Consider the following 26,695-nt stretch of genomic DNA (forward strand, 5'->3'; position numbering starts at 1 on the left):
AATGACAAACGACAAGACCCCGAACGAAACGGCGATCAGCCCGGAGCTGTTCACCCGTGGCTGGGTCTTCATCCGCGGCGTGCCGTCGATGAAATTCCTGCCGCCGGAAGGCCCGCCGGAGATCGCCTTCGCCGGCCGTTCCAATGTCGGCAAATCGTCGCTGATCAACGCGCTGGTCGGGCACAAGGGCCTGGCGCGGACGTCGAACACGCCGGGCCGCACGCAGGAGCTCAACTATTTCGTGCCCGACGGCTTTTCCGGCGAGGGCGCCGACTTGCCGCCGATGGCGCTGGTCGACATGCCGGGCTACGGCTATGCCAGCGCGCCAAAGGACAAGGTCGATGAGTGGACCAAGCTGATCTACGAATATCTGCAGGGCCGCGTGACGCTGAAGCGCGTCTATGTGCTGATCGACGCGCGCCATGGCATCAAGGCCAAGGACGAGGAAGTGCTGACCCTGCTCGACAAGGCGGCAGTGTCCTACCAGGTGGTGCTGACCAAGACCGACAAGATCAAGGCCGCGGGCGTGCCGAGGCTGATCGAGGAGACGCTGGCCAAGATCAAGAAGCGGCCGGCGGCGTTTCCACTGGTGCTGGCCACCTCGTCGGAAAAAGCCGAGGGCTTGGACGAGCTGCGCGCCGCCATCGCCTTGGTAGCGAACGGCGGCTGACGCCGCCCGCCAGGGACCGATCCCTCAGGATCAATCCATCTCGTCGCGTTCCGGCTCGCGATCGCGCCGGCCGGTGAGGATCTCGCGCTTGCCGACATGGTTGGGAGCGCCGACCAGGCCTTCCTTCTCCATGCGCTCGACCAATGAGGCGGCGCGGTTGTAGCCGACGCCGAGGCGGCGCTGGATGTAGGAGGTCGAGCACTTCTTGTCGCGCTTGACCACTTTGACGGCTTCCTCATAGAGCGCGTCGCCATCCTCCTCGGCCATCGCGCTTTTGTCGAAGACCGGGCCAGTGTCGGCCGCTTCCTGTTCCTCTTCCTCGTCGGCGGTAACGGTGTCGAGATATTCGGGACGTCCCTGCGCCTTCAGATGCGCCACGACATGCTCGACCTCGACATCGGAAACGAAAGGGCCATGCACGCGCGAAATGCGCCCGCCGCCGGCCATGTGCAGCATGTCGCCCTGGCCGAGCAGCTGCTCGGCGCCCTGCTCGCCGAGGATGGTGCGGCTGTCGATCTTCGACGTCACCTGGAAGGAGATGCGGGTGGGGAAATTGGCCTTGATCGTGCCGGTGATGACATCGACGGACGGGCGTTGCGTCGCCATGATCAGATGGATTCCGGCGGCGCGTGCCATCTGCGCCAGCCGCTGGATGGCGCCTTCGATCTCCTTGCCGGCCACCATCATCAGGTCGGCCATCTCGTCGACGATGATGACGATGTAGGGCATCGGCGCGAGGTCGATCGCGCGCTCCTCGAACAGCGGCTCGCCCGTGCCCCTCTCGAAGCCGGCCTGCACCTGCATGGTCACGACCTCGCCCTTGTCGCGGGCGCCGGCCGCGCGCTGGTTGTAGCCGTCGATGTTGCGCACACCGAGGCGCGCCATCTTGCGGTAGCGGTCCTCCATCTCGCGCACCGCCCATTTCAGCGCCGTGACGGCCTTCTTCGGATCGGTGACGACCGGCGTCAAAAGATGCGGGATGCCGTCATAGACGGAGAGCTCCAGCATCTTGGGGTCGACCATGATGAGACGGCATTCCTGCGGCTTCATCCTGAAGAGCAGCGACAGGATCATGGTGTTGATGGCGACCGACTTGCCCGACCCGGTGGTGCCCGCCACCAACAGATGCGGCATCTTGGCGAGCTCGGCGATGACCGGTTCGCCGCCGATGGTCTTGCCGAGGCCGAGCGCCAGCTTGCAGGAGGTATTGCGGAAGCCGGCCGAGCCGATCAGCTCGCGGAAATAGACGGTCTCGCGCGTCTCGTTGGGCAGCTCGATGCCGATGACATTGCGGCCCGGCACCACGGCCACACGCGCCGATACAGCCGACATGGAGCGGGCGATATCGTCGGCGAGCCCGATGACGCGGCTGGATTTCACACCCGGCGCCGGCTCGAACTCGTAGAGCGTGACGACCGGCCCCGGCCGGACATGGATGATCTCGCCCTTGACGCCGAAATCCTCCAGCACGCTTTCGAGCAGATCGGCATTCTGCTCCATCCGCTCCTGCGACATGTAGAAGCCCTGGCCCTCGGGCGGCATCTGCAAGAGCTCTTCCGAAGGAAGCTCGTAGCCGCCCATCGCGGATAGCGGCTCGACCTCGCCGGCCATGGGCAACGATGGTGCCTGCCTGGCTTTCCCGGCGCTTGCCGGGGCGGAGATCGGCATCGGCTTGGCAGGCGCCGGTTGGGCCGCCGCCGGAGCCGGCACGGGCGCCGAGATCGGACTTGCCTCTGCCGTGCTGGAGCGCCATTCGATGACCCGGTAAAATGACGTCGCCTCGCCCGGGAAGGCGGCACGGGGCTGGACGGGTTGCGCGGCCGGACGCTGCGCCGGCACCGGCTGCATCAATGGCTGCGCCGGAACGGCAGGCGCCTGCCCCGCCTCGTTCAGACGCGCCCGCGCCAGGCGCTCGGCAAGAAAGGGCATGCCGAACTCGAAAAAGGCATGATCGGAAAGATAGGACCAGCGCAATCCGCTCAGGCGCGGTTTTGGCGTCGGAGCAGCGGCGCCTTGGGTCGGCGCGGCCGCTGCGGCCGGGACCGTGGCAGGGGCAACAGTGGCTGGTGCGCGGATCGGCCTGGTTTGCATCGGCGCCGGGGCGGGAGCGGCGGAACTTTTCCGGACCGGAGCGGCTGGCGGCGGAGCCGGCGGCGCAGGCCGGACGGGCTCGGCCGCGGATGCCTTGCCCCGAGCGGCATCCTCCGGCGGGGCGGCCCGCCTGGCGAGGTCAGTGTCCGGCGTGCGCGTGAACCGCACATTGGGCGCAAGGAAGAAATAGTTCTGCCAGGCGGGGAGGGCGAAATCGTCGCCGGCCGAATCGCCGGCCGAGTCGGACGATGCGTTACGAGCGGCGGCCGATTCGCCCCCGGGCAGGACTCGCAGCGGCACGACCTGTCCTGCTTGCGGGACTGCGCCATGGCGCCCGGTTTCCCGCGGATTGCGATGTTCGTCGTCGCTGTCGTGGGCTGAGGCGCCGGGATGATTGGCACGGGGGAAACGCATGGATGTCATACTCGAGACTCGCCGATTGAACGTATCCCGAGACATAGGAAGCGATGGTTAACAGGTTCTTCCGAAAGCGCCTGCCGGACGAAGCCGATCGATATTTTGAGAGGGGGGTCTTCAGGCCGGTCTTCGCGGTCGAGGCAGACCGCACCGATGGATTTCGCGGCGACGCCTCGCGACCCCTTCAGCTTCGCCCTTTGCGCTCTGGAATCCGCATGCCCGGACGGTCAGGCCGATTGCAACGCCCGTTCCTCGGCGAAGAATTTTTCCGTGGCATAGGCCTTGAGAAACACTTCGACGCCGGAGGTCACGACGTGCTCGATCTCCGCCTGGCTCGGCGCTTTGGTGCGATAGGAAAAGATGCACTGGCGGAACAGGCCGGCGAGGCAAAGCTCGGTGAACTGGTAGGCGGCAAGGTCGACGTCGGCGATCTGAAGCAGGCCGCGTTCGACGGCTTCGTTGAGGAAGGCCATGACCTTGTCGTGGCCGCGCTTGGGGCCGCGTTCGTAGAAGCGCGCGCCAAGCTCCGGAATCCGATCGGCCGCGCCGACCACGGTGCGCTGGGCCTGGATGACCTTGGCCGAGGTGATCTTCAGCGAAAGCACGGTGCCGAACTTCACCAGCGTCTTGCGCAGGTCGTCGAAATGGTCGAGCACCTCATACATGTTCTTGAAGATGGTGCCGCGCTCTTCCTCGATGAGCGCTTCGAACAGCTCTTCCTTGTTTTGAAAATAGACGTAGATCGTGCCCTTGGAGACGCCGGCCTCGCGCGTGATGTCGTTCATCGAGGCCGCTTCAAAGCCCTTGTCTATAAAGACGCGGCGGGCGCCCTCGATGATCTGGGCCCGTTTTACGGGATCCTGCCCGGCCGCCGGGCGGCCCTTGCGTAAGTCGAGCAGATCGCTATCGGCTGTCGTGTCGACCATGGAAGTCGTTCCTTGAAAAATATTTCGAACCGCTCGGTTCGATTTCCTCTTGATATGGTCCTCTTTCCGCGCTATGTCAATCTCCAATTCGAACCGAACGGTTCAGTATGACTGATATTCCAGAGAGATCACTATGTCCTCGAACGCGCCCGCCACCGCCGAAGTCCGCTCTTTTCCCAACGCCAAGGTCCAGCCTTCGACCGAAGCGCCGGAAGTTCCTGTCCAGCCCGCTGCTCCCGTTGCGACGCCGGCGGCTGAAGCACCCGCCCAGAAGCAGCGCTCTGTCCGCTCTTTCCTGTTACCGATCATCGGCCTTGCCCTTCTCGGCGCCGGTTCCTGGTATGGGTATAACTATTGGACCGACGGCCGGTTCATGATCTCCACCGACGACGCCTATGTCCAGGCCGATATGTCGTTCGTGTCGCCGAAAATATCCGGCTATATCGACAAGGTGCTGGTGAGCGAGAACCAGCAGGTCAAGGCCGGCGATCCGCTGTTCGTCATCGACAATGGCGACTATAAGATCGCCGTGGCCCAGGCCGAGGCGCAGATCGCCACCTTGAGCAAGACGCTCGACCGCATCGACGCCCAGACCAAGGCGGCCCAGGCTTCGCTGTCGCAGGCTCAGGCACAGAAGGTCGCGGACCAGGCCGCCGCCGACAATGCGGCGCGCGCCCAGGTGCGGGCGGCGCAACTCGTCAGGACCCATGTCGGCACGCAGGCCCAGCTCGACGACGCCCAGACCGCGCTCGACCAGGCCAAGGCGGCGCTTGTCGGCGCCGATGCGCAGATCGCGGCGGCGCAGGCCAATATCGGCGTGCTGGAAGCGCAGCGCGCCGAGTCGGCCTCGACGCTCGCCTCGCTGCAACTCACCCGCGACAAGGCCCTGCGCGACCTGTCCTTCACCGTGCTGAAGGCTCCCTATGACGGCGTCGTCGGCAACCGCTCGGTCGAGCAGGGCGATCTCGTCAGCCCCGGCCAGAAGCTCGCCGTCGTCGTGCCGATGGACAAGCTCTACATCGTCGGCAACTTCAAGGAGACGCAGCTCGGCCGCATGGTGCCTGGCGAGAAGGTCCGCATCACCGTCGACGCTATCGACGGCCAGACCTTCGAAGGCACGGTTTCCTCGCTGGCGCCGGCTTCGGGCGCGGTGTTCTCGCTGCTGCCGCCGGAAAACGCCACCGGCAACTTCACCAAGGTGGTGCAGCGCGTGCCCGTGCGCATCGACGTGCCGGCCGACGTGCTGAAGGCCGGCAAGCTGCGCGCCGGGCTGAGCGTCGTCGTCGCGGTCGACAGCCGCACCGCGCCGGCTTCGACGACCAACTGATTGGGGGGCGGCCCGGCGGCCGATCGAGCGCCAGGCCGTCCAGCCTGCTTTATCGTTTTCGACGCAATTCGGGACCGCCACGCGCTCGTCCCAGGAATTGCCCAGGGAGGCCATGACATGGCAACCGCAACCATCACCGCAGGATCAATGCCCGGGCGTCCGGTCGCTGCCGCGCCGGCCCTGCCTGCGGACCATATGCCTGTGCGCCGCGTCGTCGCCTTCCTGGCGATGGTGTTCGGCATGTTCATGGCGATCCTGGACATCCAGATCGTCTCGGCCTCGCTCTCGGAAATCCAGGCGGGCCTGAGCGCCAGCTCCGACGAGATTCCGTGGGTGCAGACCGCCTATTTGATCGCCGAGGTGGTGATGATCCCGCTGTCCGGCTTCCTCAGTCGCATGCTGTCGACGCGCGTGCTGTTCACCACCGCGGCGGCCGGCTTCACCGCGGCCAGCGCGCTCGCCGCGACCGCCACCAATATCGACCAGATGATCGTCTACCGCGCCATCCAGGGCTTTATCGGCGGCGGCATGATCCCCAGCGTCTTCGCGGCCGCCTTCACCATCTTCCCGCCTTCCAAGCGCGCCGTCGTGTCGCCGATGATCGGCCTGGTGGCGACGCTGGCACCGACGATCGGCCCGACGGTGGGCGGCTATATCAGCCACGCCATGTCCTGGCACTGGCTGTTCCTGATCAATGTCGTGCCCGGCATCCTGGTGGCGACGGCCGCTTGGTCGCTGATCGACTTCGACAAGCCCAACCTGAAACTGTTCTCGAAGTTCGACTGGTGGGGCCTGGTCGGCATGGCCGCTTTCCTCGGCTGCATGGAATATGTGCTGGAGGAAGGCCCGAACCATGACTGGCTGCAGGAGCCGGCAGTGTTTGCCTGCGCCATCATCATGACCATCGGCGGCGTCATCTTCTTCTGGCGCGTCTTCACCGCCGAGGAGCCGATCGTCGACCTGAGGGCCTTCAGCAACGTCAACTTCGCCTTCGGCTCGCTGTTCTCCTTCGTCGTCGGCATCGGCCTCTACGGGCTCACCTATCTCTATCCGGTGTTCCTGGGGCGTATCCGCGGCTACGATTCGATGATGATCGGCGAGGCGCTGTTCGTCAGCGGCCTGGCGATGTTCTTCACCGCGCCCGTTGCCGGCATCCTGTCGAACAAGATCGACCTCAGGCTGATGATGATGATCGGCTTCGTCGGCTTCGCCACCGGCACCTGGTGGATGACGCATCTCACGGCCGACTGGGATTTCTATGAGCTGTTGATCCCGCAAATCCTGCGCGGCTGCTCGATGATGCTGTGCATGGTGCCGATCAACAACATCGCGCTCGGCACGCTGCCGCCGGAACGGCTGAAGAATGCGTCAGGCCTGTTCAACCTGACCCGCAACCTTGGCGGCGCCGTCGGCCTCGCGGTGATCAACACGGTGCTGATCGACCGCAACGCCTTCCACTATGCGCGGCTCTCGGAGCATGTGCAGTGGGGCAGCGAGGCGGCGCAGACCAAGCTGCAGAACATGACGCAGAATTTCGAGCAGACCGCCGGTCTCGACGCCGCGAGCGCTGCGGTCTCGAAACTGTCCGGCATGGTGCACCAGCAGGCGGCGCTTTTGTCCTTCATGGATGTGTTCATGATGCTGACGGTGCTGTTCGCCTCGCTCGGATTTTTCGTGCTGTTCATCAACAAGCCGGCCCCGCAGGGCGGCGGTGGCGGCGGAGGCCATTGAGGAGCCGGAACCCCCGCCTGGCTTCCTCAACGCGTGACCCCGGAAACCGGTGACGATTTCCGGGGTCATTCTTTTTGGAGAGATTGAAAGCGACTCCAAGGTGGGTTGAGATTCAGGTCAGGCCGAGTCGAAAATGGTGGGTTCCGAGAACCGGAGCGGAGCGTACTTTTCGTACGTGAGCACCGGAAGCGCAGGAAGCCGCCATTTGCAGGCCGGCCTCACCTGAATCTCAACCCACCTCAGGCTGAAGCCGGCTTGAAGCTCAGCGCCACGCCGTTAATGCAGTGGCGCAGGCCGGTGGGCGGCGGGCCGTCGTCGAAGACATGGCCGAGATGACCGCCGCAGCGCCGGCAATGGACCTCGGTGCGGGTCATGCCGAGCGAGCGGTCTTCGGTCTTGCCGATGGAGTTCGGGATTTCCTGCCAGAAGCTCGGCCAGCCGGTGCCGGAATCGAATTTGGCCTCCGACGAATAGACCGGCAGGTCGCAGCCGGCACAGGCGAAGATGCCCTTGCGATGCTCGTTGAGCAGCGGGCTGGTGCCGGGATATTCGGTGCCTTGCTTGCGCAGCACATCGAAGGCCTCGTCCGAAAGGATGGCGTGCCATTCGGCATCGGTCTTGGTGATTTCGAACGTCTCGGCGGCGAGAGCGGGCTTCGGTCCGCCGGCACGCAGCATCGCTGCGGATCCGACGATGAGAGCGGTGGCGGCGGCCCCGCTCCAGAGAAAATCGCGACGGTTCATGGCCGTTCCTCCTGACGCACTTTGCCAAGATAGAGCCCGGGCCGGAAATCAAAAGCCGGTGACGCCCCATCTCTTCGTTCGAGCAATTCCGGACAGAACCTTCCTGGAACGCTCCGGATGCTGCTCCGCGCCGCCCTTGCGGGACGGACGCGGAGCACACCCCTGCCGGCGGCGCGGATCTTGAATGATGCGGCCAGCGCTCAGCCATGTCTTCGCCGGCCAGGCCCGCTTTGTTACATCTTCGGCAAGAGAACCTTGTCGATGACATGGATGACGCCGTTCGACTGGCGGACATCGGCGATGGTGACATGGGCAACGTTGCCGTTCTCGTCGGTGACGGTGACCTTGCCCTTCTCCGCCTTCAGCGTCAGCTCGCAGCCGCCGACCGTCTTGACCTGGTGGGCGCCGCCATCGGCCTTGGCCATCTTGGCGACGTCGGCGGCCAGCGCCTTGGCGGCGACGACGTGGCAGGTGAGCACCTTGGTCAACTTGTCCTTGTTCTCGGGCTTGAGCAGCGTGTCGACCGTTCCGGCGGGCAGCGCCGCAAAGGCCTCGTTGGTCGGCGCGAAAACGGTGAACGGACCGGCGCCCTGCAGCGTGTCGACCAGGCCGGCGGCCTTGACGGCGGCGACCAGAGTTGTGTGGTCCTTCGAATTGACGGCATTCTCGATGATGTTCTTCTTGGCATACATCGGCGCGCCGCCGACCATCGGATTGGCAGCGTAGGCAACGGCGCCGAGCGCCGAAAGACCAAGTGTAGCGGCAAGCAAAAGGGTGGCGAGTTTACGCATGGTGTCAGTCTCCTCGGGTTGTTTCTTCCCGTCCGTGGGAACGCGAGGAGATACGGGCCCGAAAAGCGTTAGTTTCACGAGGGGCGCGCGATTTTTATTCGGGTGCTTTATTGCGTCTGTGTCACTGATGGCGGCAGCGAAATTTTCCCGCCTAGAAAGGGCAGGATATAGACTGCAGTTAGTCTCCGATAACCGGCTGACCAGGGTCAGATGCCCTTCAGGTCACCCGCGGCGACGACCGGACCGGTAGGCTGGCCGGTCGGCGAACCGCCAGAGGGCTCGAGGCTGACGGCGAGCACGGCGCCTTGCGCCAGCTTCTGCTGGACGGCCGGCGTGACCGCCATGCGCGCGGTCGGGCCGGCGGGAATGACACCCATCGAGACCGGCGCGTTCTTGCCCTCGATCATCCAGAGCTCGAAATCCTTGCCGGCGCCGCGGTCGCCGGAGACCAGCGACAGGCCGACCTCGTGGCGGGCGGCGTCATAGACGGCAAGATATTTGACGTTGCTGTTGTCGGCGGCCAGAGAGGCGACCAGCCTGGTCTCGGATGGCCGGACCGGCGGGTTGACGTAAGGCAGGGCGACATAGACGGCCAAAGCAGCGATGGCCGCGGCGGCGAGGCCGCGCCAGAAGGCAAGGCTCGCCCAGAGGCCGCCGCTGGGCGCCGTGGACGCGGACGAAGCAAACAGGCGGCGGTCGATTGCCACTTTCACGGAAGCCGGCGGCTCGACCGCGGCATAGGGGGCGGCCATGGGCGCGAAATGGGCTTCCCAGGCGTCGACCAAGCGGGCGAATGCCGCCTCGGCATCGATGCGACGGGAAGCGATCTGGCGCTCGTCGGCTGCCAGGACGCCGAGAACATATTCGGCGGCGAGCAGATCGTCGCCTCCACGTTCCGGTCCGTTGTCCTCTGCCAGCGTCATCTTTCCAGGCATTCTCTCAGTTTCAGCAGGCTTCGCCGCAGCCAAGTCCGCATCGTGTTCAGCGGAACCTTGAAGCGCTCCGCCAACTCGGCATAGCTCTCGCCGCCCAGATAGGCGCCCCGGACGGCCGCCGCCCGGTCTTGCTCCAGTTCGTCGAGGCAATGGTAGATGCGTTCGGTCTCGCCGCCCGCCACAGCCATGGCCTCGGGTCCCGGCGCCGGATCGGCGACGTCGAGGGCCGTATCGATGTTGGCAGAAGGACTGCGCCGCGACCGGATGCGATCGATCGCATGATTGCGCGCAACGGCCACCAGCCAGGAAATCGGGCTCAGATCGGAAACCGCGAAACGATCCGCCTTCGTCCAGATTTTGACGAAGACCTCCTGCAGCGCTTCTTCCGCATCACCCCGGTCCCGCAAGACACGAAGGCAGACGCCGAAAAGTTTCGCGCTGGTCTGCTTGTAGAGCAGATCGAACGCAGCCCGGTCCTTCATCGAAGTCCGAACGATCAGCTTGCTGATATCCTGAGGCCCCATGGCGGCAAATTAGAAGATTGCGATTTAATTGCAACGGTGGCGGAAGCGTCGTCCACCAGCGGCCGCGGGCCGATCCTACGCGGCTCGATGGAGAAGCTTTCAGGACGGCTGAAGCGGCGGGCTGAAGCCTCCCAACCTCGTCATTCCAGGGCGGAGCAGCCGCGCAGCGGCGTCGCGAAGACCCTGGAATCCATTCCGTGACCTTAGTCAAAAGTGCAGCGGAGGAGAATTCTGCACCGCGGCGGCGCTCGGACGTTACGGAATGGATCCTCGGGTCTGCGCGCGTCGCTTCGCTCCTTGCTCCGCCCGTGGATGACGAGGTTGGGCCGTTTCGGCCAATCTCCAAGGCATGCCGCCTGCCAACACCAACACGGCCTGCCCCGGCCAAAATTACTGTGCTGGGAGCTAGCAGATTTCGTCATTGTGTCGGTGAAACCAGCGCAGGCGTTGGAGATTGGCCGAAGCCTCTCCAACCTCGTCATTCCAGGGCGAAGCAGCGCGCGTCGCTTCGCTCCTTGCTCCGCCCGTGGATGACGAGGCAGGGCCGTTTCGGCGAGTCTCCAAGGCATGCTGCTTGCCAACGCAAAGTTGGCCGGCCGGTCAAAATCCCTGTCTGGGGAACTGGCAGATATCGTTATTGTGACCGCAAAGCCGTTTGCGACCTGCGGCAATTCCGGCTAAGAGGCCGCCTTTCACGCTAGCTGGGATCGACACCGATGACGGACATCGCCGCCACCGCCGAAATGCAGGCCGCGCTGCTCTCTCGCGCGCTGCCTTATATGCAGCGCTACGAGAACAAGACGGTGGTGGTGAAATATGGCGGGCATGCCATGGGCGATACCGAGCTCGGCAAGGCGTTCGCCCGCGACATCGCGCTGTTGAAACAGTCCGGCGTCAACCCGATCGTCGTGCATGGCGGCGGGCCGCAGATCGGCGCGATGCTCACCAAGATGGGCATCGAATCCAAGTTCGAGGGCGGCCTGCGCGTCACCGACCAGAAGACGGTCGAGATCGTCGAGATGGTGCTGGCGGGCTCGATCAACAAGGAGATCGTGGCGCTGATCAACGCCGAGGGCGAGTGGGCGATCGGGCTCTGCGGCAAGGACGGCAACATGGTGTTCGCCGAAAAGGCGCGCAAGACCATGGTCGATCCGGATTCCAACATCGAGCGGGTGCTCGATCTCGGCTTCGTCGGCGAGCCGGTCGAGGTCGACCGCACGCTGCTCGACCTTCTGGCGCGCTCGGAAATGATTCCGGTGCTGGCGCCGGTGGCGCCCGGCCGCGACGGCCACACCTACAACATCAATGCCGACACCTTTGCCGGCGCCATCGCCGGCGCCTGCCGCGCCTCGCGCCTGCTCTTCCTCACCGACGTGCCGGGCGTGCTCGACAAGAACAAGAAGCTGATCGACGAGCTGACGGTCGCCGAGGCCAGGGCGCTGATCAAGGACGGCACGGTTTCGGGCGGCATGATCCCGAAGGTCGAGACCTGCATCGAGGCGATCGAGCGCGGCGTCGAAGGCGTCGTCATCCTCAACGGCAAGACGCCGCATTCGGTGCTGCTCGAGCTGTTCACCGAGCACGGCGCCGGCACGCTGATCGTTCCGTAAGAAAGGCAAGTTCACCGTTTCCATGCAATGGTGAACCGCCATGTCAGCCGGCTAACTTTGTTGCCGCCGGCGCGCCTCGATCTTCAATGATCGGCGCGACGGATTTGCGTGGCTGGCGCCCGACGATCATCGATTCCTCCTCGGCGTCCTGCGGCGCGCCCCAGAATTCGGCTAATGTCGGCCCGTCCATGACGCGGCCGTCGCGGACGAAAAACCCCCAGACCTCGCGGAACCAGACGCGACGTCCCATCCTGGTGTACCAGCGCATCGAATGGCGCTGCTCGGGATCGGGGTGGAACAGGATGCGCGCCAGCGCCTTCGGCCGCGACTGCACCGCCACCTCGATCAGCTTGACGGCGAAGAACAGCATCCAGGGTTTCAGCCTGGTCATGTGCAGAACCTGGTGCTTGTAATCCCACAGGCGTACGTCCTTCTGGATCACCTTGCGATCCTTGGCGATGCGGAAGAACGGCGTCCAGCGATGCGGTGTGACATAGAGCGCCTGGATCTGGTCCGGATCGTAGGCGATGAGCTGGCGAAAGCCGCGCCAGAGATCGCGCAAGGTCTCGTCCTCGAAGCCGGCGACCCAGGTCGCCATCGACAGGATGCCGTTCTGGCGCAGCAGCCGGATCGCCTCGCGGTCGGACTTCGTGCTGCCGCCCTTGCGGATCAGCGACAGCGTCGCCTCGTCGGTGTTCTCCATGCCGAGCAGCCAGCGGATGACGCCGGCCCTGCGATAAAGATGCAGGATATCGGCATCGCGCACGATATCGTCGGCGCGGGTCGAGCCGACGATCAGCACCGGCACGTTCTCGGCGATCATGGCGTCGAGAAAGGCGCGCCAGGCCTTTTTCGAGGAAGTCGGGTTCTCGTCGGCCAGATTGATCAGCTCGACGCCGTGCTCGCGATGCAGCCAGGCGATCTCCCTGGCGAATTTGACCGGGTCGCGGTGGCGCCAGCGGGTCCAGAAACCGCGCTGGCCGCAATAGTTGCACAGATGCGGGCAGCCGCGCGAGAACTGCATGACCACGGCCCGCTTGCCGCCCCAATAGGAGTAGCGGCGGTGATCGATCAGCTCCCAGCCGACGCGCCAGGCATCGAGGTCGGCTATGGTCATCGCCGCCTGCGTCGCGACAGGACGGCCGAAATCGTCGCGATAGGCGATGCCGGCGACGCTCGCCACCGGCTGGCGCATCTCGATTGCCTCGACCAGCGCCGTCGCGGTCGCCTCGCCTTCGCCGCGCACGATGAAGTCGAAGACGTCGGTCGCGGCGAGAATGTCGCGCCAATGATAGGTCGGGAAGACGCCGCCATAGATGACGACGACACCCGGCGCGCGGGCCTTGATCATCTCGGCGATCTTCAAGGCCGTCGGATGTGCCGAGGTCGAGCCGGAATGGCCGATCAGCACGAAATCCGGATCGTCGCGCAGCGCCTCGTCCACCACCGCCGCAAGTGGCATCGGACCGAACTCGGCGTCGACCAGGCGTACCTGATGGCCGGAATCGATCAGCGGCCCGCCGATGGCCAAAAGACCGAGCGGCGGCAGGTGGTCGTCGGGCACACGGCTGCCGATGGCGGTGTGCGGCGGATTGATAAGCACGATGTTCAAGGCGGACCTCCATATTGGTCCGCTTGTGCTAATGACAGATGCCGAAGCCGCCTTGGCGCGGTTCAGCAGTTTCCACGCAGCTTTTCGCCAGATTTGACCGGATCAGCGCCGCAGATGGCTGAGCGGCACGTGGCCGGGTCCCTTGATGTTCTGCAGCACCAGTTGCGTATGGACGTCGCGCACGCCGGGCAGACGCATCAGCCGGTGCATGACGAAGGCGTTCAAGTCGTCCACCGACGGCACCAAGACATGCAGCAGAAAATCGTAGTCGCCTGTCATCGTCCAGCAGGACGAGACCTCGTCCATGCGCTGCACGGCGGCGATGAAGCTTTCGGGCGAGCCATCGCTGTGGCTGACCAGCCGCACCTGGATGAACACCTCGACGGTCAGGCCCACGGCGCGGCGGCTGAGCACGGCGGCAAAGCCCTTGATGATACCGGCTTCCTGCAGGGCCTCGAAGCGGCGCGCGCAAGGCGTGGTCGACAGGCCGATCTCTTGCGCCAGCTCCGAGACGGGCTTGCGGCCGTCGCGCTGCAGGATGTCGAGCATCCTTATCTCGAAATCGTCGAATTGAGGCATTTTTTCTCAGGCTCGCGTTGAACTGAGTGCTTTTACCTCCAAATCCGCTGGCGTGCCATAAACAAAGCTGATTTGCCTCAGCGGTCGCTTCTAAACTCCCCTTCACGATCCGCGGATCACGATCTTGAGGAGGATATGATGACGATCAGCGTTGCCGATTATGCCGCCGAATGCGCGGCGCAGGGCCTGCGGGGCGACTATTCGGTCTGCCGCAGCGATTTCACCGTGGCGCAGGGCTACGGCTACTCCGCCGAGGAACAGGCGGTGTGGCGCACGCTTTGCGATCGCCAGACGAAGCTGACGCGGAAGCTCGCGCACCGTTCGTATCTCGACGGCGTCGCGGCGCTCGGGCTGCTCGACAGGATTCCGGATTTCGACGAGGTGAGCGAAAAGCTCGCCAGGCTGACGGGTTGGCAGATCGTTGCGGTGCCGGGCCTCATTCCGGCCGGCCCCTTCTTCGATCATCTCGCCAATCGGCGCTTCCCGGTGACCAATTGGCTGCGGACGAAGAAAGAGCTCGACTACATCGTCGAGCCGGACATGTTCCACGACTTCTTCGGCCATGTGCCGATCCTGACCCAGCCGGTGTTCGCCGATTTCATGCAGATGTATGGCCGGAAGGCGGAAGATCTGATTGCGCTCGGCGGCGACGAGATGATCACGAGGCTCTACTGGTACAGCGCCGAATATGGCCTCATCCAGGAAGCCGGCCAGCCGTTGAAAGCTTTCGGCGCCGGGCTGATGTCGTCCTTCACCGAGCTGCAATTCGCGGTCGAGAGCAAGGACGCGCACCATGTGCCGTTCGACCTCGAGACGGTGATGCGCACCGGCTATGAGATCGACAAGTTCCAGCGTGCCTATTTCGTGCTGCCGTCCTTCGATGCGCTGCGCGATGCTTTCGCCCATGGCGACCTCGCCGGCATCGTGGCGCGGTTCAAGGGCCAGCCGGCGCTCGACCCGTCAACAATCTGAGGTCGGTTTTCGCCCAACCGACATTCAGCGCGGTTCAGCTGCCGACAGGCGGCTGGGCCGCTTTGTGCCTTTTGCAATTAGTTCCCCAGGGATTTTGACCGCTTGGCTATGTTTGCGTTGGCAGATGCCATGCCTTGGCGGTTAGCCGAAACGCGCACCCCGTCGTCATCCACGGGCGGAGCAAGGAGCGAAGCGACGCGCGCAGACCCGAGGATCCATTCCGTGTCGCATGAGCGCTGCCGCGGTGCAGAATTCTGCTCAGCTGCACTCTTTGATCAGAGCCACGGAATGTATTCCAGGGTCTCCGCGACGCCGCTTCGCGGCTGCTCCGCCCTGGAATGACGAGGTTGGAAGGCTTCCGCCAATCGTCAGCGTCACTGAAAGAAACGGTGAAAATCGTGCCCGTCGACAAACGGCAATTTTTCAAAATCCTGCATTGATCCTCTGGCTATGCCTTGTCAGGCTCGGCCTTGATCCTGGCCAGTTGCTCGCTCTGCAGGGCGTGTGCCGCATTGATGAATGCGCAGCACGGTCGAGATCAGACGACGATCAGCTTGCCGAGATGCTCGCCGAGGCGGCAGGCGAGCGCGGTGATGGTCGTCGTCGGGTTGCACTGGCCGGAGGTGCAGAACACCGACGAGCCGCCGACATAGAGATTGTCGATGCCATGCACCTTGCAATTGGCGTCGACGACGCTCTTCAAGACGTCGGTGCCCATGCGGGTGCCGCCCATATGGTGGTGGCCGGCCGTTTCCTCATTGGTCGGATAATCGCCGCCATTGCTGATCCAGTCGTCGATGCGGACGCGGCCGAGATTCTTCTGCGCCATGGTCGTGCCGAAAAGCCTGAGGCCCTCAAGCAGCGTGCGGCGCTCGAGCGGCGACTTCTTCCAGCGCAGTTCGATGCGCGGCACGCCGGCGTGGTCGACATCGGTCTTTGACAGCGCGATCTGGTTCGAGGCAAGCGGCGCCTGTTCCCAGGCGACGTAAAGCTGCGCGGCGCAGTGCAGTCTCTGGTCCAGCTGGGAAGACATCCATTCCGCCATATTGGGCGCCGTACAGGCGAGATCGGCGATCAATTTCTTGACATTGGGATACGGCGACTCGATCAGGCGGATACCGAAATTCATGATATGCAGCCGCTCCATCGCGGCAAGCGTCGGCGAGAAGAAGGCTTCTTTCGAGGCGTCGACCTCGAACTCCGAATAATTGGCGAGGATGGCATTGCCGCCCTGGAAGGTCGGATGCTCCATCCAGTAGCGGCCGAGCGCCGCCGCATTCGGCACCACGCCGCCATTCGAGCGCTCATTCGACCACAACAGCAGCCGCGAGTTCTCCAGCCCGCCGGTGCAGGTGACGAAATAGTCCGCCGCGAAGGTGCCGGCATCCTGGCCGTTCGACCAGAGCTTCGCGCCGGTGACGCGCTTGCCGTCGCCGGTGAGCTCGGTCGCGTAGGTATTGAGCACGACGGCGATGTTCCTGCTCTTGTCGAGCTCGTCGGCATATTTCTCGCCGAAGCGAACCGCCGGGCTCTTGATCAACTGCACCCAGCGGATGTCGTCCGAAACCGGGACGTCGGGACGGAAATCGGGCAGCTCGAGGATATCGTGAACTTCGCCAAGATAGGGCTCGATGTCGGCGCGGCCGATCGGCCAGCCGGTGTCCGGCGCCCATGCCTTGGGCTCGAAGTCCTGTTTGTCGAGCACGCGGCACCAGCCGGCCCAGTGATTGGACGAGCCGCCCATGAAGCGCAGCCTGGTGATGTCGAGGTCGAAATAGAAATCGCCAACCGTCTTGCCGCGGTAGAAATCCTGCGACTCATCGCTGAATTCGCGCGAACCCGCCTCCAGCACGACCACCGGGATGTCGGCTGAGCCGAGCTTCCTGGCGATCGTCGTGCCGGCCGGGCCGGAGCCGAGGATGCAGGCCTTGGGTTTGAAGCCGGCCTGCATGTAGGCCTCGTAGCTGTCGAAGATCATGCGAGGTCGCTTCGCCGCAGGATCCAGCCATTGATCTCGACGATGTCATCGGCATCGACCAGGGGTTGCTGGCTGCGGAACAGCGACAGGGCGGGAAGCGCGATCAGCGCCTGCACGATCGCGCGGCGCGACATTTTTCTCATGAACCTGCTCATGACACGTCTCTCGACAGGGGCCTCGATCCACGCATGCCGTTCCTCAACGGCACATATGCCGCCTGGGAGCCCAATTCCGTGCCAGACCCAGGTGAAAACGGCGTTACACCAGGAAGTTTAGCGCGGTTGAATATGGACATGGTTAGGGCATTCCTAACGCCTGCGGCGAGGCTTCATGCCGCCTCGGGCAATTCGCGGTCGAGGATCGAAAGATTGCGGCCGCGGTTCTTGGCTTCGTAAAGCCTGCGGTCGGCGGCGCGCATCAAATCCGAAATGGTCGCGCTCTCGCCGCAGCAGACCCCGCCGATCGAAACCGTGAGCGGCACGGTCCGCTCGTCGACCGGGCGGAAACGGATCAGCTCGACCTCGCGGCGGATGCGTTCGGCGATATGCTTGGCTTCCGGTTCGCTGGCCCCAACCAGGAAAGCCGCGAATTCCTCGCCGCCGATGCGGCCGAGCAGATCGCCGCTGCGAATGCCGCGTTCGATGGCGCCGGCGATCAAAAGCAGCGCTTCGTCTCCGGTCAGATGACCATAACTGTCATTGATCCTCTTGAAGTGATCGGCGTCGATGATGAGCAGCGCGCCGCGATCGCTCTTGCGCCGCGAACCGTCGAGCGCGGCAAAGAAGGTCTCGCGGTTGAGCATGCCGGTCATGTCGTCCCGGCTTGCCTTTTCCGACAGGCGCCTGTGCGCCGCCGCGAGCTGCGCGTGAGCCCGGGCAAGCTCGCGATGAGCATTCTGCAGCCGATCGCTCTGCCAGAAGCTGCTGGCGCTGGCAGCCCAGGCGAGCACGAGCGGGCAAACCGTCGACGCCAGCCAGACCGTGCGGCTCATCGGAAAACCCATTGCCGGCATCACAATCAGCGTCAACAACAGCGAGGCAGCGACCGAAGCGAATGCCACGGCAGCGGCCCTCAAAAATATGCGACTCATGACTTGCTCCCAACGGTCAGCTTGTGTGCCAGCAAGCGCTAAAGGCGACCTTTCCAGGACTTTTAAAATTTGAAGCGAGGCGCCATTTTCACATTTCGTGACGCGCATAAGTTGTGGATAAATCCAGCGCCGGCATGCCATAAGAAATCCATGACAACGACACCCGATCCCGCCCGCTTCGCCCATGTCACGGACTGGGTGTTCGACCTCGACAACACGCTCTATCCGCATCACTCGAACCTGTTCGCGCAGATCGACGTGAAGATGACCGCCTATGTCGGCGAGCTGCTGACGCTTTCGCGCGACGACGCGCGCAAGCTGCAGAAGGAGCTCTACCTGGAATACGGCACGACGCTGAACGGGCTGATGAAGCGGCACGGCATCGATCCCGACGATTTCCTCGAGAAGGTGCACGACATCGACTATTCGCGGCTGGTGCCGGATCCGGTGCTGGGCGCAGCGATCCGCCAGCTTCCCGGGCGCAAGTTCATCTTCACCAATGGCGACCGCAGGCACGCCGAACGCACCGCGCGCCAGCTCGGCATACTGGAACATTTCGACGCCATCTTCGACATCGTCGCGGCGGGGCTGAGCCCCAAGCCGGAGCGCCAGACCTATGAGCGTTTTGCCGAATTGCACTCGGTGACCGGGCACAATGCGGTGATGTTCGAGGATCTGGCGCGCAATCTGGCCGTGCCGAAAACGCTCGGCATGACGACCGTGCTGGTGGTGCCGCGCAATTTCGAGCCGACCTTCTCGGAGATATGGGAACGCGACCCCGCAAACGAGGACGACGTCGATTTCGTCACCGACGACCTCGCCGGTTTCCTGACCGCGATCGTCGACGTCGTGGCTTGAACGGTGTTTGCCTAGGCATGCCTCGGCGATTGGCCGAAACGCCCATCGCGATCGTCATCCACGGGCGGAGCAAGGAGCGAAGCGACGCGCGCAGACCCGAGGATCCATTCCGTGACGTATGAGCGCTGCCGCGGAGCAGAATTCTGCTCCGCTGCACTCTTTGATCAGGGTCACGGAATGGATTCCAGGGTCTCCGCGACGCCGCTTCGCGGCTGCTCCGCCCTGGAATGACGAGGTTCGGGCGACTTCAGCCATTCGCCGGCGTTTGCGCTGATTTCGGAAATGGGCGGTGAATATCTGGCCTAGACTAGGCCTGCGACCTTGTACCGAAGACCTAGGGCCGTTTCACGGAAACGGCGAAACGCAATTCCGGGCGGAAGACCGCTGCGCACTTTTCCCGGAATTGCTCTAGTCGAAGTCCGGAATCGTGCCGGGCGGCAGTCCCAGCCGGCCATTCAAGTCCTTCAGATACCGGCACCAGGCCGGAGCACCGCCGGCGCCCTTACCGTTGCCTTTGCCGTCCGACGCATAGCCGTTGCCATGGCCATTGCCGCAATTGGCGTTGCCGTTGAAGCTGCCGCCATTGAAGTTGCCGCTGAAACTTCCGGCATTGCCGTTGCCGTTGAAATTGCCGCTGTTGCCATTGCCGTTGAAGTTGCCGGAATTTCCGTTGCCGTTGAAATTTCCGGTATTGCCAAGACCGTTGGCGATACCGGCCCCGATTGGAAGGTCGGCAATCCTGACCAGTGTCGAGCCGTCGGCGGCCAGGAACGCGGCAAGCAGCGTGCCCAGCGCGAGGCCGTTGCCGTCAAGCAGCCTCGCCGCCACCCGGCGCCTGCGAGGCCGGGTGGATGAGCTCAAGCCGGTCATCAGCGGTTTCCCCGGCCGTTGGAGTTGCCGTTGAAGGCGCCGACATTGCCGTTTCCGTTGAAGTTGCCGCCGTTGAAGTTGCCATTGCCGGCACCGATGTTGCTGTTGCCGTTATATTGGCCGGTGTTGGAGTTGCCGTTGAAGGCGCCAATGTTGCCGTTGCCGCTTGTCGGCGAGGTGTTGTTGTTGCCGTTGAAAGCGCCGACATTGCCGGTGCCGCTGTTGAAGGCGCCGACATTGCCCGTACCGCTGTTCTTGTAGCCGACATTGCCGCCGAAATTGCCGAGCGGGTTCATGCCCCTGACGTTCGCGCCGATGGATTGGCCGTATTTGCCGATCGCTCCCTGGACGGCCGACATGCCGAAGGCCTGGCTGCCCGTCGTGGTGTCAGCCTTCGCCGCGGTTGCGCTCAACAACCCCAGGCATAGCGCCGGTATGACGTAGCGTTTCATCTGCGAGCTCCTTCCATGGCTTAGCTTTTGAAATTGGGATCTGTTGCAAAAAGGATTGGGCGAAAAGGACTGGGACCGCCGGCGACATGTCGCGGTAGCCTTGCGCGGGGGACGGGCGCTTGGCTCGACGGTCCCAGAGCCATCAGCGTCTTTCCAAGCTGAAGCTTGGCGACGCCGGCGGTTGGGCGGGGACTAGTGGTTCCCGTTGCCGTTTCCGTTGCCGTTGCCGACACCGGCGTTGCCGTTGCCGTTGGCGCTTCCGTTTCCGATGCCCCAGTTCCCGTTGCCGTTCAGGTTGCCGTTGCCGAGGCCGAAATTGCCGTTGCCGTTGCCGTTGCCGTTGGCGGCGCCGGCATTGAGGTTGCCGTTATAGTTGCCGTTGAAGGCGCCCATATTGGCGTTGCCGTTCCCGTTGCCGTTGCCGAAGCCGAAATTGCCGTTGCCGTTGAAGTTGCCGTTGAAGGCGCCGGTGTTGGCGTTGCCGTTCCCATTGCCGTTGCCGACGCCGACATTGCCGTTGCCGTTGCCGTTGCCGCTACCGACCGAAAATGCGGATGCCGAACCGGTCAGAGCCGACAGCACGGCCGCGGCCAGGATGATCTTTCTCATGACGTTCTCCTTGGTTGGTGTTGAGCTTCCCGGCCAGCTCAAGATGACCGGGAGGACGCCCTAAGGATGCACGCGGAAATAGCGCCCATGAATTCGGGCTGATCGGCAGGTGCGGCCGGTTTTTCTGCTGACCCCCGTGTCAGGAAAAGTTGAAGCAATCAGGAAAAAACTGACAGGCATAAAGGCGTATGCCGGGTGTATATTGCGCACAGCATCAACCCTTGCGCCTCTTCTCGCGGGCGCGGCGTTGACGGTGGAGGGTGGCATCGACACCGGCAAAGGTGAAAGCTCGGGAAAGCGCCGTGGTCTGGCGCGGCATCTGGTTGCCGTGCAGGAAGAGCAGCGCCTGCGCCTGTCGCGCGAGCTGCATGACGATCTTGGCCAGCTGCTCGCCAGCGTCGCGCTCGAATTGCACATCGTTCGCGCCGGCTCGCCGGAGATGGACGTCCGCCTCGAGCGCGCCGCGATGCTTATCGACCAGCTGAGCGCCAGGGTGCATGACGCCGCCTGGAGCCTGCGACCCGCGGACCTCGATCACCAAGGCCTCAGAGCTTCGGTCGAGGACCTGGCCATCATGCTTTGCGGTCAACTTGGCATTGCATGCGAGATGGATCTTGAAGCCCTGTCGAGCCCGCCGCCTGCCGAGATCGCGCTCACTTTGTACCGCATTGCGCAGGAAGCGCTCACCAATATCGGCAAGCATGCCGCGCCGGGCCGCGTAAGCGTCACGGCGCACATCCAGGACGATCGGATACGCCTGACGATCGAGGATGACGGCCGCGGCTTCGACGCCAGCGCCGAACCGGGTCCGGGCCATTTGGGCCTTGCCGGAATGAGGGAGCGGCTGGCGCTGGTCGGTGGCAAATTGTCGGTTGAAACCGCCAGGGGCAAGGGGACCACCATTTACGCCGATGTGCCTCTGGCCGGCTGATCGACGGTCCGGCCGACAAGACGCGAACAGGTCTGAAACGGCATCTTCGGTGTCAGGTGGGGTTACGTGAAGCGCTGCACATCCCGGACATTAGCGGTGGCTTACAGTCCGGCTTCATTGGGTTAGGCGGGGGATGGCTTACCCGTTGCGGCCGTTCAGGCGGCCAGAACAGACGGGCGTCCCGCGCCAGGCGGGCCAGTTGCCTAGACCATCAAGGACAAGAGGACCCTTTCCGCGTGACAGGGCCTTTGGCAGACTGATGGAGGTTAAGGTGTGCTGCAGGCGCATATTCGTGGTCGATGACCATCCGATCATCCTGTCCGGAGTCGGCGCGATGATCGACAGCCAGGACGATCTGACGATCGTCGGACTGGCCGGAAATGCCGAGGATGCCCTTGAAGGGATCGGCAAGACGCTACCCGATGTCGCCGTGGTCGACATATCGCTTCCGGGCGTCAACGGGGTCACGCTGATCGAACGGCTTGGCGAACGCTTTCCCGAGGTCAGCTGCATAGCGCTGACGGCGCATGAGGACCCAGGCTGCCTGCGCCAGGTGCTTGCGGCCGGCGGCCGCGGCTTCGTGGTCAAGCGGTCGACGGCGACGGACCTGCTGCAGGCCATCCGCTGCGTATTGGCCGGCGACAACTATGTCGATCCGGCGCTCGCCGCGCGTATATTGAGCCCGCGCGGCACCACCCAGGGCGATCCCGGCAATCTCAGCGAACGGGAACGGTCGGTCATCCAGCTGGTGGCGCTCGGCTACAGCAACAAGGAAATCTCGTCCCGGCTCAACCTCAGCATAAAGACGATCGAGACCTACCGCACCAGGGCAACCGAGAAGCTCGCGCTGCACTCACGGGCGGCGATTGTGCGTTTCGCGCACTCGAATGGCTGGTTGGTCGAGCTGCCGGTGTAGGCAGGCCGGCAGGTTTGTTTTGCCGCCCTTAAAGCTTGTAGAAGCGGCGGATGATCTCCCAGGCCTCTTCGGCCGTATCGACGAAATCGATGATGTCCTGGTCGCCGGGCGAGATCGTGCCCTGCTCGGCGAGGAAATCGAGATCGATCGCCCTTTGCCAGAACGCCTTGCCGAACAGGATGACCGGGACGCGCTCCATGCGTCCCGTCTGGATGAGCGTCAGCGTCTCGAAGAACTCGTCCATCGTGCCGAAGCCGCCCGGAAACACCGCGACCGCCTTGGCGCGCATGACGAAATGCATCTTGCGGATGGCGAAGTAATGGAAGTTGAAGCACAGCTCCGGCGTGACATAGGCGTTGGGCGCCTGCTCGTGCGGCAATACGATGTTCAGCCCGATCGACGGCGCGCCGACATCGTCGGCGCCGCGGTTGCCTGCCTCCATGACGCCGGGCCCGCCGCCGGTGACGACGACATATTCACGATAATAGGAGGTGGCCGACTGCTGCGAGCACAGACGCGCGAATCTGCGCGCTTCTTCGTAATATTTGCTGTTCGCCTCGAGGTTCTTCTTCTGCGTCTCGTTCTTGGCCGCCCAGGCCTCGCCGCCGGGTTCCGGCAGGCGGGCGCCGCCGAACAGGATGACGGTCGAATGAATGCCGCGTTCGGCCAGGATCATTTCCGGCTTCAGAAGCTCGAGCTGCAGCCGCACGGCGCGCAATTCGCGACGCGTCATGAACTCGGGATCGTTCCAGGCCAGCCGGTAGGTCTCGGCCCGCGTCTGCGGGGTATCCGGCACGCCTTTCGAGCGCTCCAGATCCTCGTCCGAATGCGGCAGCGGCGTCCACCCTGCCTTTTCCATGGGAGTCATCGAATCCACCCGTCCAATTCCTTCACTTGCGCCGTCCCGTGCCGCAGGCGCGATTGACCCCCATTGAGCCTTAACATAGGGTCCGCGCGACTTTTAAACAGGTTAAGGCGTGGCCCCTTAACAGCTTGGTAATGGAGCGAAATCATGTCGAAGCCCGATCTGGCGAGCCTCGAAAGAACCATCGAGAAGGCCTTCGAGGAGCGCGACGCGATTTCGACCGCGACGCGCGGCGAGACGCGCGACGCCATCCAGTCGGCGCTCGACCTGCTCGACCGCGGCGTCGCCCGCGTCGCCGAACGGCAGGGCGACGGCAAGTGGCACGTCAACCAGTGGCTGAAGAAGGCGGTGCTGCTCTCCTTCCGGCTGAACCCGATGGAGATCATCAAGGGCGGTCCCGGCCAGGCGGTGTGGTGGGACAAGGTGCCGTCCAAGTTCGACGGCTGGAGCGCCGTCGACTTCGAGAAGGCAGGCTTCCGCGCCGTGCCGTCCTCGATCGTGCGCCGGTCGGCCTATGTCGCGCCGGGCGCCGTGCTGATGCCGTCCTTCGTCAATGTCGGGGCCTATGTCGATACCGGCACCATGGTCGACACCTGGGCTTCGGTCGGCTCCTGCGCCCAGATCGGCAAGAACGTGCATCTTTCCGGCGGCGTCGGCATCGGCGGCGTGCTGGAGCCGATGCAGGCCGGCCCGACCATCATCGAGGACAATTGCTTTATCGGCGCGCGCTCCGAAGTGGTCGAAGGCTGCATCGTTCGCGAAGGCTCGGTGCTCGGCATGGGCGTGTTCATCGGCCAGTCGACCAAGATCGTCGACCGTGCCACCGGCGAGGTTTTTTACGGCGAGGTGCCGCCGAACTCGGTCGTCGTCGCCGGATCGCTGCCCGGCAAGCCGCTGCCCAATGGCGAGCCGGGCCCGAGCCTCTACTGCGCCGTCATCGTCAAGCGCGTCGACGCCAAGACCCGGTCGAAGACCTCGATCAACGAATTGCTGCGCGATTGATCCTCCACGACGGAGCGGAAGCCATTGGCTGAACGATCGCAATTCCTCTGGCTGTTCTTCAGCCTTTCGGGGCGGCTGAGCCCGGTCGCCTATGCGCTGGCCGGGATTTTGCTGGTCCTTGTCCAGTTTTTCCCGTTCTACCAGTTCGCGCGGGTGGAGCTGAACACGACCGCCAGCCAGAACTGGGCCATGATATGCTGGGGCGTGCTGCTGATCTCGGCCTGGGCCACGTTCGCGGTGACGGCGAAGCGCTTCCATGATTTCGGCAAGCCGACCTATTTTGCGCTGATCTCGCTCATCATCGGTCCCATCCTGCTCATCATCCTGGCCTGTTTCCGCAGCGATCCCGGACCGAACCGCTACGGCAGGCGCACCAACGCGCCGGGCGATAGCTGAGGTCGCATGCGCTATCGCACGCTCGATCCGACGCGGATCATCGAGACTGCGCAAAGGCTGGAGGAGCGCGTCGCGGAGCGTTTCCCGGAAAGGGGCCTGCGCGCCGTTGCCGCCGAACTGGTGTCGCTGTCGCGCGACCTCGCCAAGGCCGCCAAGGAACTGGAAGCGCCGATCTGGTGGCTGCGCGGCGTTATCGTCGCGGCCTTCGTCGCCGGCGTGGCGATGTTCCTGTTCGTCGGCACCATCCTGCCGCTCGACCGCATTTCGGGCGCCGACGATGCCGTGCAGTCGATGCAAGGCATCGAGGCGACGATCAACACGGTCATCCTCGCCGCGTTGGGGCTGCTGGCGCTGATCCGCACCGAGGAGCGGATCAAGCGCAAGAAGGTTTTCCGGCAGCTGCACGGGCTGCGCTCGCTGATCCATGTCATCGACATGCATCAATTGACCAAGGATCCGGCGACCTTGTCGGCCGATTTCAAGCCAACCTCGCACTCGCCCGCCCGCATCACCGATGCGGCCGACCTGGCGCGCTATCTCGACTATTGCTCCGAAATGCTGTCGATCGCCGGCAAGGTCGCGGCGCTGTTCGCGCAATCGGTCAATGACGATGTCGTCGTCAATGCCGTCAACGATATCGAGAATCTGAGCTCCAACCTGTCGCGCAAGATCTGGCAGAAGATCACGCTCATCGAGGACCGCCGCCGACCGCTTCCGGCCCGAGGCCGGGCGGACCGCGCTTTTCCGCTTCCGCCTGACGCACCAGCGTCGTGACGCGTTCGTTGACCGGCGTCGGTATGCCCGTTTGCCTGGCCAGGCGAATGACAGCGCCCTGCAATTCGTCGATCTCGGTCGGGCGGCCGCGTTTCAGGTCGTCCCACATCGACGAGCGCGCCTGAGGGTCGATCGCAAGCATGCGACGCGCCAGAAGCCCGAACAGCCAGTCGGGCAGCCGCAGCACTTTCGGCAGCAGCGACGGCGGCAGGCCGGTGATGCGCGCAGGTGCTATGCCCGCCGCCCACATCGCGGCGAGCGCTTCATCGATCTGGCCGGCCAGGATGACGCGCCAGCTTCGGTCGGCCAATTGCTTCGCCAGCGGCAGGTCGGAAAGCGCGACGAGGGCATTGTTGAGGTTCATCAGCAATTTGCCCCACTGCACCGCCTTCATGTCGGCGCGCGCTTCGACGGCAAGCCCATCGACGTCGAGCAGATCGACAAGGCCGTCGACGCCGTGGTCGATCATCACCTCGCCCTGGCTGGCGCGATGCGCACGCAATGGCGCCTCGCCATCGGGCGACAGGACGACGTTGAACATCACCATGCCGGTCAGCACCCGCCGTCCAGGAAGCGCGGCGCGCAGCCTGTCCGCGTTGTCGACGCCGTTCTGCAGGCTGACCACCACGGCATCAGCGCGTCCGTGGGCGGCGACCAGCCCGGCCATCTCCTCGGTTGCGCCGCTCTTCACCGTCACCAGGATGACATCCGCATCGGGGAGCGCTGCTGCCGGATCGTCGGAGGCCGAAATCGCTTGCGCTTCGATGCGGCATTCACGGCCATCAAGATCGCTGACGCGCAGCCCGCTTTCGCGCATGGCCGCGACGACACGGCCGCGGCCGAGGAAGGCGACCTTGCGTCCGGCGAGCGCCAGGCAGCCGCCGACATAGCAGCCGATGCTGCCGGCGCCGGCTATTGCGATCGTCTTCGTTTCACGGGCCATGCGCTCGTCCTCGCTTGGCCGGCATCTTACTATTATGCATGTCGCTCTCCCAGAACCGCTGCACACTTGCGGGCGACATGCAT

The 26,695-nt window shown here is 64.1% G+C and carries 27 protein-coding genes; 11 read left to right on the top strand and 16 right to left on the bottom strand.

From position 1 onward, the window contains the following. The first annotated feature begins 1 nt into the window (after position 1). Positions 2–670, top strand: coding sequence for a ribosome biogenesis GTP-binding protein YihA/YsxC (yihA, locus tag LB520_RS16870; RefSeq protein WP_224532437.1), 669 nt, complete (start codon positions 2–4; stop codon positions 668–670). Positions 671–700: 30 nt separating this feature from the next. Here the strand turns inward: yihA and LB520_RS16875 are convergent, their stop codons facing one another. Beyond that, positions 701–3,220, bottom strand: coding sequence for a DNA translocase FtsK (locus LB520_RS16875; RefSeq protein WP_411969896.1), 2,520 nt, complete (start codon positions 3,218–3,220; stop codon positions 701–703). 185 nt (positions 3,221–3,405) lie between these two features. Beyond that, complete coding sequence (locus LB520_RS16880; RefSeq protein WP_095769503.1) at positions 3,406–4,104, bottom strand: TetR/AcrR family transcriptional regulator; 699 nt, start codon at positions 4,102–4,104, stop codon at positions 3,406–3,408. A gap of 133 nt (positions 4,105–4,237) precedes the next feature. Between LB520_RS16880 and LB520_RS16885 the strand changes: the two genes are divergently transcribed. Continuing rightward, positions 4,238–5,431, top strand: coding sequence for an HlyD family secretion protein (locus LB520_RS16885; protein WP_224638232.1), 1,194 nt, complete (start codon positions 4,238–4,240; stop codon positions 5,429–5,431). Positions 5,432–5,548: 117 nt separating this feature from the next. Continuing rightward, the gene (locus LB520_RS16890) at positions 5,549–7,162 is read left to right on the top strand and encodes a DHA2 family efflux MFS transporter permease subunit (protein WP_411969897.1); all 1,614 of its coding nucleotides are present in this window, start codon (positions 5,549–5,551) and stop codon (positions 7,160–7,162) included. A 239-nt stretch (positions 7,163–7,401) separates the two neighbouring features. Here the strand turns inward: LB520_RS16890 and msrB are convergent, their stop codons facing one another. The 4 genes from msrB to LB520_RS16910 all read right to left on the bottom strand — a co-directional run bounded on the left by msrB (position 7,402) and on the right by LB520_RS16910 (position 10,155). After that, positions 7,402–7,905, bottom strand: coding sequence for a peptide-methionine (R)-S-oxide reductase MsrB (gene msrB / locus LB520_RS16895; protein WP_224638233.1), 504 nt, complete (start codon positions 7,903–7,905; stop codon positions 7,402–7,404). A gap of 233 nt (positions 7,906–8,138) precedes the next feature. After that, positions 8,139–8,696, bottom strand: a complete 558-nt coding sequence (locus LB520_RS16900) for a fasciclin domain-containing protein (RefSeq protein WP_224606703.1) — start codon at positions 8,694–8,696, stop codon at positions 8,139–8,141. 206 nt (positions 8,697–8,902) lie between these two features. After that, the gene (locus LB520_RS16905) at positions 8,903–9,619 is read right to left on the bottom strand and encodes an anti-sigma factor domain-containing protein (RefSeq protein WP_224638234.1); all 717 of its coding nucleotides are present in this window, start codon (positions 9,617–9,619) and stop codon (positions 8,903–8,905) included. Continuing rightward, positions 9,616–10,155, bottom strand: a complete 540-nt coding sequence (locus LB520_RS16910; protein WP_224633899.1) for a sigma-70 family RNA polymerase sigma factor — start codon at positions 10,153–10,155, stop codon at positions 9,616–9,618. Before LB520_RS16910 ends, LB520_RS16905 begins: the two co-directional genes overlap by 4 nt. 716 nt (positions 10,156–10,871) lie before the next feature. On the opposite strand from LB520_RS16910, the gene argB reads away from it, so the two are divergent. Beyond that, positions 10,872–11,765, top strand: a complete 894-nt coding sequence (gene argB, locus LB520_RS16915) for an acetylglutamate kinase (RefSeq protein ID WP_095769496.1) — start codon at positions 10,872–10,874, stop codon at positions 11,763–11,765. Between the two features lie 43 nt (positions 11,766–11,808). Here the strand turns inward: argB and bchE are convergent, their stop codons facing one another. Together bchE and LB520_RS16925 are read right to left on the bottom strand one after the other, a co-directional pair. After that, a complete protein-coding gene (gene bchE / locus LB520_RS16920) occupies positions 11,809–13,377 on the bottom strand; it encodes a magnesium-protoporphyrin IX monomethyl ester anaerobic oxidative cyclase (protein WP_224638235.1) in 1,569 nt (522 codons plus the stop codon). 102 nt (positions 13,378–13,479) lie between these two features. Further along, complete coding sequence (locus LB520_RS16925; protein ID WP_095769494.1) at positions 13,480–13,956, bottom strand: Lrp/AsnC family transcriptional regulator; 477 nt, start codon at positions 13,954–13,956, stop codon at positions 13,480–13,482. A gap of 135 nt (positions 13,957–14,091) precedes the next feature. Here LB520_RS16925 and phhA point away from each other — a divergent pair, with 135 nt between their 5' ends. Next, positions 14,092–14,928: a phenylalanine 4-monooxygenase gene (gene phhA, locus LB520_RS16930; protein ID WP_224638236.1), complete on the top strand. Its 837-nt coding sequence runs from the start codon at positions 14,092–14,094 to the stop codon at positions 14,926–14,928. Positions 14,929–15,466: 538 nt separating this feature from the next. Here phhA and LB520_RS16935 read toward each other — a convergent pair. From LB520_RS16935 to LB520_RS16945, 3 genes are all read right to left on the bottom strand, one after another. Then, a complete protein-coding gene (locus LB520_RS16935; RefSeq protein ID WP_224638237.1) occupies positions 15,467–16,906 on the bottom strand; it encodes a GMC oxidoreductase in 1,440 nt (479 codons plus the stop codon). Further along, positions 16,903–17,061 (bottom strand): hypothetical protein, encoded by a 159-nt coding sequence (locus LB520_RS16940; protein WP_224638238.1) that lies wholly within the window; start codon positions 17,059–17,061, stop codon positions 16,903–16,905. The genes LB520_RS16935 and LB520_RS16940 overlap by 4 nt, the downstream gene beginning before the upstream one ends. Before the next feature lie 173 nt (positions 17,062–17,234). Continuing rightward, a complete protein-coding gene (locus LB520_RS16945; RefSeq protein WP_095769491.1) occupies positions 17,235–17,996 on the bottom strand; it encodes a GGDEF domain-containing protein in 762 nt (253 codons plus the stop codon). A gap of 150 nt (positions 17,997–18,146) precedes the next feature. Between LB520_RS16945 and LB520_RS16950 the strand changes: the two genes are divergently transcribed. Continuing rightward, entirely contained in the window at positions 18,147–18,854 is a 708-nt protein-coding gene (locus LB520_RS16950; RefSeq protein WP_095769490.1) for a pyrimidine 5'-nucleotidase, read from the top strand. A 408-nt stretch (positions 18,855–19,262) separates the two neighbouring features. Here LB520_RS16950 and LB520_RS16955 read toward each other — a convergent pair whose 3' ends face one another. From LB520_RS16955 to LB520_RS16965, 3 genes are all read right to left on the bottom strand, one after another. After that, positions 19,263–19,724 carry a hypothetical protein gene (locus LB520_RS16955; RefSeq protein WP_224638239.1) on the bottom strand — a complete coding sequence of 154 codons (462 nt, stop codon included), beginning with the start codon at positions 19,722–19,724 and terminating at the stop codon, positions 19,263–19,265. Beyond that, complete coding sequence (locus LB520_RS16960) at positions 19,724–20,176, bottom strand: hypothetical protein (protein WP_224638240.1); 453 nt, start codon at positions 20,174–20,176, stop codon at positions 19,724–19,726. Before LB520_RS16960 ends, LB520_RS16955 begins: the two co-directional genes overlap by 1 nt. Before the next feature lie 192 nt (positions 20,177–20,368). Then, positions 20,369–20,785 carry a hypothetical protein gene (locus LB520_RS16965; protein WP_176477154.1) on the bottom strand — a complete coding sequence of 139 codons (417 nt, stop codon included), beginning with the start codon at positions 20,783–20,785 and terminating at the stop codon, positions 20,369–20,371. Positions 20,786–21,038: 253 nt separating this feature from the next. Between LB520_RS16965 and LB520_RS16970 the strand changes: the two genes are divergently transcribed. Together LB520_RS16970 and LB520_RS16975 are read left to right on the top strand one after the other, a co-directional pair. Next, positions 21,039–21,716 (top strand): sensor histidine kinase, encoded by a 678-nt coding sequence (locus tag LB520_RS16970; protein ID WP_224638281.1) that lies wholly within the window; start codon positions 21,039–21,041, stop codon positions 21,714–21,716. Between the two features lie 292 nt (positions 21,717–22,008). Continuing rightward, on the top strand, positions 22,009–22,632 hold the full coding sequence (locus LB520_RS16975; RefSeq protein WP_318012100.1) for a response regulator transcription factor: 624 nt from the start codon (positions 22,009–22,011) through the stop codon (positions 22,630–22,632). Between the two features lie 28 nt (positions 22,633–22,660). Here the strand turns inward: LB520_RS16975 and LB520_RS16980 are convergent, their stop codons facing one another. Next, positions 22,661–23,500, bottom strand: a complete 840-nt coding sequence (locus tag LB520_RS16980; protein WP_224638242.1) for an LOG family protein — start codon at positions 23,498–23,500, stop codon at positions 22,661–22,663. Positions 23,501–23,644: 144 nt separating this feature from the next. On the opposite strand from LB520_RS16980, the gene dapD reads away from it, so the two are divergent. From dapD to LB520_RS16995, 3 genes are read left to right on the top strand one after another with little or no spacing between them, the layout of a single operon-like run. Continuing rightward, positions 23,645–24,499, top strand: coding sequence for a 2,3,4,5-tetrahydropyridine-2,6-dicarboxylate N-succinyltransferase (gene dapD / locus LB520_RS16985; RefSeq protein ID WP_224638243.1), 855 nt, complete (start codon positions 23,645–23,647; stop codon positions 24,497–24,499). A 24-nt stretch (positions 24,500–24,523) separates the two neighbouring features. Next, the gene (locus LB520_RS16990; RefSeq protein WP_140635861.1) at positions 24,524–24,895 is read left to right on the top strand and encodes a DUF805 domain-containing protein; all 372 of its coding nucleotides are present in this window, start codon (positions 24,524–24,526) and stop codon (positions 24,893–24,895) included. A 6-nt stretch (positions 24,896–24,901) separates the two neighbouring features. Beyond that, positions 24,902–25,669, top strand: a complete 768-nt coding sequence (locus LB520_RS16995) for a hypothetical protein (protein ID WP_224638244.1) — start codon at positions 24,902–24,904, stop codon at positions 25,667–25,669. Here the strand turns inward: LB520_RS16995 and LB520_RS17000 are convergent. After that, positions 25,584–26,612 carry a 2-dehydropantoate 2-reductase gene (locus LB520_RS17000; protein WP_224638245.1) on the bottom strand — a complete coding sequence of 343 codons (1,029 nt, stop codon included), beginning with the start codon at positions 26,610–26,612 and terminating at the stop codon, positions 25,584–25,586. The genes LB520_RS16995 and LB520_RS17000 overlap by 86 nt on opposite strands. Positions 26,613–26,695: the final 83 nt, after the last annotated feature.

Source organism: Mesorhizobium sp. CA12 (assembly GCF_020165255.1).
Classification (GTDB): domain Bacteria; phylum Pseudomonadota; class Alphaproteobacteria; order Rhizobiales; family Rhizobiaceae; genus Mesorhizobium.